Origin of the sequence: Streptomyces sp. NPDC021115, from assembly GCF_044333065.1 — a bacterium.
Classification (GTDB): Bacteria; Actinomycetota; Actinomycetes; order Streptomycetales; family Streptomycetaceae; genus Streptomyces.
The window spans coordinates 1-9,216 of the sequence record NZ_JBIRQF010000045.1; the positions used below are offsets into that span (position 1 = coordinate 1).

Below are 9,216 nucleotides of genomic sequence, written 5' to 3' on the forward strand. Positions count from 1 at the left end.
CTAAACCGTAAACAACCCGACGCCCGCGCCCTCGCCAACACCCTCGCACGGCTCCACACCACCGGAACCGACATCGACTGGACACCCTGGTTCCCGGCCGACCCCACGCCACGGACGGTGGAGCTGCCGACGTACGCCTTCCAACGACAGCGGTACTGGCTGGCCGCCGCCGGTGGTGTCGGCGATGTCGCCGCCGCTGGGTTGCAGCGTGTGGAGCACGCGTTGCTGCCTGCGGCAGTCGGGTTGGCCGAAGGCGGGGTGGTGCTCACCGGCCGTATCTCGGCCGTCGGCGCAAGGAACTGGCTGGCCGAACACGTAATGGCGGGCGCGGTACTGGTGCCCGGCGCGGCGCTGGTGGAGTGGGCGCTACGGGCGGCCGACGAGGCGGACTGCGGTGGGGTGGAGGAGTTGGCGCTCCAGGTCCCGCTGCTGCTGCCCGTGTCCGGTGGGCTGCGCGTACAGGTGGTGGCGGAACCGGCCACCGCGGACGGGCGGCGTGATGTGCGGATCTACTCCCGCCCCGACCGCGACGCCGCATCGGGCACCGACCCGGGGTGGGTGTGCCATGCGGAGGGTGTGCTGAGCCCGCCGTCCGCCGAGCGCGAAGGGGAGCAGCTGTCCGGGGCGTGGCCTCCTGCGGGGGCGGAGCCGGTGGACGTGTCCGCTTTCTACGAGCGCGCGGCGGCGGCCGGATACGCGTACGGGCCGTCGTTCCAGGGCGTACAGGCCGTGTGGCGGGACGGAACGGACATCGTCGCCGAGGTGGCGCTGCCCGAGGCCGCCGCTGACCGCGACGGCTTCGGCATCCACCCCGCGCTGCTGGACGCCGCCCTGCACCCGGCGTTGCTGCTCGACCCGTCCGGGCCGGAACGGGACGGTACCCGGGTGTGGCTGCCGTTCGCCTGGCGGGGCGTGTCGTTGTGGGCGGCCGAGGCGACCACGGTCCGGGTCCGGCTGTCCCCTCACGAGGAGAGCGCGGACGGCGAACGAGCACTGCGCGTGACCGTGGCCGACACGGTGGGCGTTCCGGTGCTGACGGTCGACGGGCTGGTGATGCGGTCGGCCGACCCGGATGAGCTGAAGGCAGCCGCAGGACCGGACGTGGACGGGCTGTTCACCCTGGACTGGACCCCGATGCCGATGGCACCGGAAGGCCACGACGCCGACATGACACAAGCCGACTGGGTGGTCCTGGGTCAGGCGGAGTCGAACTCGATCGGGGACGGAGGGGTTTGCCATGCGCACCTGGAATCGCTGATCGCCGCACTCGACGGCGGTGCGCCCGCTCCTTCGGTGGCCCTCGTCTTCCCACCACTGTCCTCCCCGGGTCGCGACGTGGCGGATGCCGGATTGGCCCTGACGAACGAGGCGTTGGCGCTGTTGCAGGGCTGGCTGGCCGAGCCCCGGCTGGCCGATGCTCGGTTGGTGGTCGTCACCCGGGGCGCGGTCGCACTTGCCGCATCCGACGGCGAAGAGGACAGCGACGGTGGCGGGAACGCGGCCGGTGCCGCCGTGTGCGGGCTGGTGCGCAGTGCGCAGGCGGAGAACCCGGGCCGTTTCCTTCTGCTCGACCTCGACCCCGCTGGCGAACCGTCCGGCGCGGTACCCGGACACACCATCGTGGACGGCGTCCTACGGGCCATGGCCATGGACGAGCCCCAGGTGGCGCTGCGCGCCGGGCGCATTCTGGTGCCCCGGCTGATGCGCGCCGGCGGGGCGAGCAGCGGGGGAGTGGTGGGGCTCGCCGGGCAGCCCGCGTGGCGGCTCGAATTGACCGGCGCGGCGACGCTGGACAATGTGAAACCGGTGCCCTGCCCCGAGGTGCTGGAGCCGCTGGGCGCGGGACAGGTGCGGGTGGCCGTGCACGCGGCGGGCATCAACTTCCGCGACGCCCTGATCAGCCTGGGGATGGTCCCGGGCCAGACCGGGCTGGGCGGCGAGGGCGCCGGTGTGGTGGTGGCGGTTGGCCCCGGGGTGACCAAGGTGGCGGTGGGCGACCCGGTCATGGGGGTCTTCGACCGTGCGTTCGGGCCGCTGGCGGTGACGGACGCACGTATGGTGGCGCCGATCCCCGACGGGTGGAGTGTCCGGCAGGCGGCCGCCGTGCCGGTCGTGTTCCTCACCGCGTGGTACGGGCTGGTGGAGCTGGGTGGCCTCCGGCCGGGCGAGTCGGTACTGATCCACGCGGCCGCCGGTGGTGTCGGTATGGCGGCGGTGCAGATCGCCCGCCACCTGGGCGCCGAGGTGTATGCCACGGCGAGTCCCGGCAAGCACGTGGTGCTGGACGCCATGGGCATCGACGCCGCACACCGGGCATCCTCCCGCGACCTGGACTTCGAGCAGGTCGTACGGGAGGCCACCGGCGGCCGTGGCGTGGACGTCGTACTCAACAGCCTCGCCGGACCGTTCGTCGACGCTTCGCTGCGGCTGCTGCGCAAGGGCGGCCGGCTCCTGGAGATGGGCAAGACCGACATCCGTGACCCGGAGCGCATCGCGGCCGACCATCCGGGTGTGCGCTACCAGGTCTACGACCTGATCGGGGACGCCGGACCGGAGCACATCGCCCGGATGCTGGCCGAACTGGGCGCGCTCTTCACGGCGGGGGTCCTGGAACCCCCGCCGCTCCGGGCCTGGCCGCTGGACCGGGCGCGGGACGCGCTGCGCCACCTCAGCCAGGCCAAACACACCGGCAAGCTCGTGCTGGACATCCCGGCCCCGGTGGACCGGGATGGCACCGTACTGATCACCGGCGGCACCGGCACCCTGGGCGCCCTGGTCGCCGAGCACGTGGTCCGCACGTGGCAGATCAGGAATCTGCTCCTCGTCAGCCGCCGCGGCCCCGATGCCCCGGGCGCGGAGGAGCTGACGGAACGGCTGGGCGGACTGGGCGCACGGGTACGGATCGAGGCGGCCGACGTCACCGAGGCCGCCGCCGTGGCCGCACTGGTGGCGGGCGTCGGCCCGGAACATCCCCTGACCGGGGTGATCCACGCGGCCGGTGTCCTGGACGACGCGGTGCTCACCTCGCAGACCCCGGAACGACTGGCCCGGGTATGGGCGGCCAAGGCCACGGCGGCGGCCCATCTCCACGCGGCGACGGCGGACCTGCGGCTCGGCATGTTCGTGATGTTCTCCTCCGCGGCCGGGGTGATGGGCAGCCCCGGTCAGTCCAACTACGCCGCCGCCAACGCCTTTTGTGATGCGCTGGCCTCCCATCGGCGGACGCTCGGACTGCCAAGCGTGTCCGTGGCCTGGGGGCTGTGGGCCGAGTCCAGTGAGATGACCGGAAGCCTCACCGAAGCGGATCTGGCACGGATGGCCCGCTCCGGTATCGCCGCGATGACCGGCGACCACGCCCTGGCGCTGCTCGACGCCGCGGTCCAGCACGGCGGTCACCAGCTGATCGCGGCCGATGTGAACACGCGCGTGCTCGCCGCCCAGCCCCCGGACGCCCTGCCCGCCGCGCTGCGTGCCCTGGTCGCGGCGAGCGCCGGTGCCGGGCGTACGACGGAACGGCGTACGGCGGCGGCCGCCGGTGCACAACCCGCCGACTGGACCGACCGACTGGCGGGCATGTCAGGCGATGAGCGGCGCCGGGTGCTGCTCGACCTGGTCCGTGGCCACGCGACCACCGTGCTGGGCCACGCCGATGCGGAGTCGGTCCAGGCGGACACCAGTTTCAAGGATCTGGGCTTCGACTCGCTGACGGCGGTGGAGCTGCGCAACCGGCTCTCCGCCGCCACCGGCCTGCGACTGCCCGCCGCCCTCGTCTTCGACTACCCCGAGGCGGCCGTCCTGGCCGACTATCTGCTGGAGCGCCTCGCCCCCGACGAGGACGGCACGCCGGGCCGGTCGGGGGTCGATCCGGCCCTCAACGAACTGGCCAAGCTGGAAGCCACGTTGGCCCGTATCGATGTGGCCGACGGCGAGGCCGGGGCGGTCACGGCCCGGCTGGAGAGCTTGCTGGCCACGTGGAAGGCGACGCGGAACCTGGTGGCCACCGGGGCGACCGCCGCGGAGCGGCTGGAGTCCGCCTCCGCGGCGCAGGTTCTCGACTTCATCGACAACGAGCTGGGTGTGTCCTGAATGTGCCGGGCGCGACGACCGCTTAAGGCCGGGTGAAACCTCATGGTGAATGTGAACGTCAACGAAGAAAAGCTGGTCGAATACCTCAAGCGCGTGTCCGCGGATCTGCACGACACACGGCTGCGCTTACGTGAGGTGGAAGAGCGTTCCCAGGAGCCGGTGGCCGTGGTGAGCGTCGCCTGCCGCTTCCCGGGCGGAGTGGACACGCCCGAGGCCTTGTGGCGACTGGTGTCCGAAGGGGGCGACGCGATCGGAGACTTCCCCACCGATCGCGGCTGGGACCTCGAGGGTCTTTACCACCCGGACCCGGACCACCCCGGCACCACCTATGCCCGCCGGGGCGGATTCCTGGACGACGCCGACCAGTTCGACCCCCAGTTCTTCGGCATCAGCCCGCGCGAGGCGCTGGCCACCAGCCCACAGCAGCGCCTGTTGCTCGAAACCGCATGGGAGGCCTTCGAACGGGCCGGTATCGATCCCCTGTCGCTGAAGGGTTCCCCCACGGGGGTGTACGCCGGTACGGCCACCACCGGCGGCGCAACTGCCTCGGGCGACGCCTCGGAGACGGCATCCGAGGGATACGCGGGCAACGCCCCGAGTCTGCTGTCGGGTCGGGTGTCCTACAGCTTCGGCCTGGAAGGGCCGGCCGTCACCGTGGAGACGGCGTGCTCGTCCTCGCTGGTGGCCATCCACCTGGCCATGCAGGCGTTGCGGCAGGGCGAATGCACGCTCGCCCTGGCCGGTGGGGTCACGGTGATGGCCATGCCCGAGGTGTTCACCGGATTCTCCCGGCAGCGTGGACTCTCCCCGGACGGCCGGTGCAAGGCGTTCGCCGCCACCGCCGACGGCACGGGATGGGGCGAGGGCGTCGGGCTGGTGCTGCTGGAGCGGCTGTCGGAAGCGCGGCGCAACGGCCACCAGGTGATGGCCGTGATCCGTGGATCGGCCATCAACCAGGACGGCGCCAGCAACGGATTCACGGCGCCGAACGGACCGTCGCAGCAGCGCGTCATCCGCCAGGCGCTGGCCACCGCCCGGCTGGCCCCGTCCGAGGTGGACGCCGTCGAGGCCCATGGCACCGGTACCACCCTCGGCGACCCCATCGAGGCGGACGCGCTGATCGCCACGTACGGCCAGGACCGGCCCGCCGACCGGCCACTGTGGCTGGGTTCGTTGAAGTCCAACATCGGCCACACACAGGGCGCGGCGGGCGTGGCCGGTGTGATCAAGATGGTGATGGCGCTACGGCACGAGATGCTGCCCGCGACCCTGCACATCGATGAGCCGACCCCGCACGTGGAGTGGGAGGGAGGCGGCGTACGGCTGCTGACCAAGCCCGTCGAATGGCCGCGCCGTGACGACCGGCCTCGGCGGGCAGGGGTGTCCTCTTTCGGGATCAGCGGCACCAATGCGCACGTCATCGTGGAGCAGGCCCCCGACGAGCCCCAGGCGGAACCGGCGCCCGAGCGTGGTGGCGTGGTGCCGTGGGTGCTATCGGGGCGGAGCGAGGATGCCTTGCGGGGGCAGGCGGGTGCTTTGTTGGGGCGCCTGGCTGAGGTGCCGGGGTTGGTGCCGGTGGATGTGGGTTGGTCGTTGGTGAGGTCGCGGTCGGTGTTTGAGCATCGTGCGGTGGTGGTGGGTGAGGGCCGGGTTGAGCTGGTTGCGGCGGTGGAGGCGTTGGCGGCGGGGCAGTCGCATCCGGGTGTGGTGTGTTCGGGTGTTCCGGTGCTGGCGGGTGGTGTGGGTCCGGTGTTGGTGTTTCCGGGTCAGGGGTCTCAGTGGGTGGGGATGGGCGCGGGGCTGCTCGATGTGTCGTCGGTGTTTGCGGCGCGGGTGGCGGAGTGTGAGCGGGCCCTGTCGCCGTATGTGGATTGGTCGCTCAGGGACGTGTTGCGTGTGGGTGATCTGGGCCGGGTGGATGTGGTGCAGCCGGTGTTGTGGGCGGTGATGGTGTCGTTGGCGGCGGTGTGGGCTGAGCATGGTGTGCAGCCTGCGGCGGTGGTGGGTCATAGCCAGGGTGAGATCGCGGCGGCTGTGGTGGCGGGGGCGCTGTCGTTGGAGGATGGCGCGAAGGTGGTGGCGTTGCGGAGTCGGGCGTTGCGCAAGCTGGCCGGTGGTGGGGCGATGGCGTCGCTCGGTGTGGGGCAGGAGGGGGCTGATCGGCTGCTGGCCCGGCTTGGTGACCAGGCCGCTGGGGTGGGTGTGGCGGCGGTCAACGGTCCGTCTTCTACGGTGGTGTCGGGTCCGCCGGAGCAGGTGGCGGCGGTGGTGGCCGCATGCCGGGAGAGCGGCGATCGCGCGCGGTTGATCGATGTGGACTACGCCTCGCACGGCCCGCAGGTCGATGAGATCCGCGATGAGCTGATGCGCGTACTGGACGGCGTGGCCCCGCTCGACACCTCCGGAACGGGAGTCGGGTTCTACTCCACGGTGACCGGCGGCCGGATCGCCACCAGCGATCTCGACACGGCGTACTGGGTGACCAATCTGCGGGAGCAGGTCCGTTTCGCGGATGCCATCGAGGCGTTGTTGGCCGATGGGCACAGGGTGTTCATCGAGGCCAGTACCCATCCTGTGCTGACTGTTGGCATGGAGGAGACGTTCGAGCGGGCGAGCGTCGAGGCGGTGACCGTGCCGACGCTGCGCCGCGACCATGGCGGTCAGGACCAGCTCGTACGGTCCCTCGCCCAAGCCTTCAACGCGGGCATCCCCGTGGACTGGACGACCCTGTTCCCAGCCGACCCGACGCCGCGGACGGTGGACCTGCCGACGTACGCCTTCCAGCGTCGGCGGTACTGGGCGGCTACCGGGAGTGGCCGGGTGGGCGATGTGGCCGCGGCAGGGTTGCAGCGTGTGGAGCACGCCTTGCTGCCTGCCGCGGTCGGGCTGCCCGATGGCGGGTTGGTGTTGACCGGCCGGGTCTCGGCTGGGAGCGGTGGCTGGCAGGCCGAGCACGCTGTCGCGGGCGCGGTGTTGATGCCCGGTGCGGCGCTGGTGGAGTGGGCGTTGCGGGCGGCCGATGAAGCCGGGTGCGGCGGCGTCGAGGAGCTGGCGCTTCAGGTGCCCTTGGCCCTGCCCGACTCGGGCGCCTTGCGCGTACAAGTGGTGGTGGGCGAGGCGGCCGAGGACGGCAGGCGCGAGGTACGGGTGTACTCGCGCCCCGACCGCAACGCCGAACCGGGCAGCGACCCGGGATGGGTGTGCCATGCGGAAGGCGTGCTGAGCCCGACGTCCCCGGGCGACCCGGCGGAGGAACTGCCCGGCGCATGGCCCCCGGCGCACGCGAAGCCGCTGGACATGGCGGGGTTTTACGAGCAGGCCACGGAAACGGGGTACGTGTACGGCCCGTCCTTCCAGGGACTTCGCGCAGTGTGGCGCGATGGCCAGGATCTGCTGGCCGAGGTGGCGCTGCCCGAGGCCGCCGGACACCACGACGGCTTCGGCATTCATCCCGTCCTCCTCGACGCGGCTCTGCACCCCCTCCTGCTGGCTGACCGGTTCGCCGCCGACTCCGAGCCGACGGAGGCCGAGCAGCTGTGGTTGCCGTTCGTCTGGAGTGGCGTATCCCTGCACGCCACGGACGCGACCACGCTACGGGTACGGCTCACCCGCCGCCGGGAGAGCCCGGCGGGTGAGCGCGGGCTGCGGCTGCTCGTGGCCGATGCCGGGGGTGCTCCCGTGCTCACCGTCGGCTCCCTCACGATGCGCCCGGCCGACGCCGAGCAGCTTCGGTCCGTGGGCGGGCGTGACGTCGGTGGGTTGTTCACGCTCGACTGGACGCCTCTGCCTGCCGAGCCGGTCATGTCGGACGACGACGACGGCTGGGTGGTGATGGGCCGGGACGATGGTGCGGGCGGTGCGGCGTGTCACCCGGATCTGACGGCGCTGGCTGCCGCGATGGACGACGGCACCCCCGCTCCGACGATGGCCTTGACGTATCTGCCCGACGATGACCTCGTAGCGGATGCGACCGATGGTCTGACCGCCGTCGAGTACGCGCTGCACCTGGTGCAGGGCTGGCTCGCCGAACCACGGCTGGTCGAGGCTCGGTTGGCGGTGGTGACGCGGGGGGCGATCGCGCACGCCGAGGAAGGTGCCCCGGACCTGGCTGGTGCCGCCGTATGGGGCCTGCTGCGGAGTGCGCAGGCGGAGAACCCGGACCGGTTCATCCTCCTCGACACCGACCCGGATCCCGACACCGAGGTCACGCATCGTGGTGTGGCCGATGCCGTGGCCCGTGCCGTACGAGCGGACGAGCCACAGGTGGCTATGCGGGCCGGGCAGTTGCTGGTGCCCCGTCTGGCCCCTGCCCGCGCGGGCCGTGAGGCGTCCACCGCCGAGGGTCCAGCGGACACGCCCGGTGCCCTCGACCTGGATGGGACCGTGCTGATCGTCGGCGGTACGGGCCTGCTCGGCGGCCTGGTCGCCGAACACCTCGTACGCACCTGGCAGGTCAAACATCTGGTGCTGGCGAGCCGCCGGGGCCCCGAGGCGCCGGGCGCGCGAGAACTCACCGACCGGCTGCGCGACATGGGCGCCCAGGTACGGATTCTCTCGGTGGATGTCACGGACGCGGACGCGGTGGCCGAGCTGGTGGCCGGGATCGCCCCGGCACACCCGCTGACCGGAGTCATCCATGCCGCGGGTGTGCTGGACGACGCGGTGCTCACCTCGCTGACTCCGCGGCAAGTGGCGAGGGTGTGGGAGGCCAAAGCCACGGTGGCGGCCCATCTGCATGCGGCGACGGCGGATCTGCCGCTGGGCATGTTCGTGACGTTCTCCTCGGCCGCCGGGGTGGTGGGCAACGCTGGTCAGGCCGGATATGCGGCAGCGAACGCCTACGTCGACGCATTGGTCGCCCACCGCCGTGGCCGCGGGTTGCCCGGGCTCTCGGTGGCGTGGGGGCTGTGGGAGCAGGCCAGCGCCATGACCGGACACATGGGCCGGACCGATCTGACCCGGCTGCGCGGCATGAGGCCGTTGTCGTCCGGGCGCGGACTCGCCCTGTTGGATGCCGCGTGCCGACTGCAGTTTCCGTTGTTGGTGGCTGTGGATCTTGATGTGGTGGGGGTGGTGGGTGGTGAGGTGCCTGCGGTGTTGCGTGGGCTGGTGGCGGGGCGTGTGCGGCGT

2 protein-coding genes are annotated in these 9,216 nt (G+C 71.9%); both read left to right on the forward strand.

Annotation, left to right across the window (positions count from 1 at the left end):
• The coding region (locus tag ACH4TL_RS45650) for an SDR family NAD(P)-dependent oxidoreductase (protein ID WP_398332039.1) at positions 1-4,086 on the forward strand (4,086 nt) is incomplete at its 5' end.
• A 42-nt stretch (positions 4,087-4,128) separates the two neighbouring features.
• A partial coding sequence (locus ACH4TL_RS45655) for a type I polyketide synthase (RefSeq protein WP_398425533.1) occupies positions 4,129-9,216 on the forward strand: 5,088 nt, incomplete at its 3' end.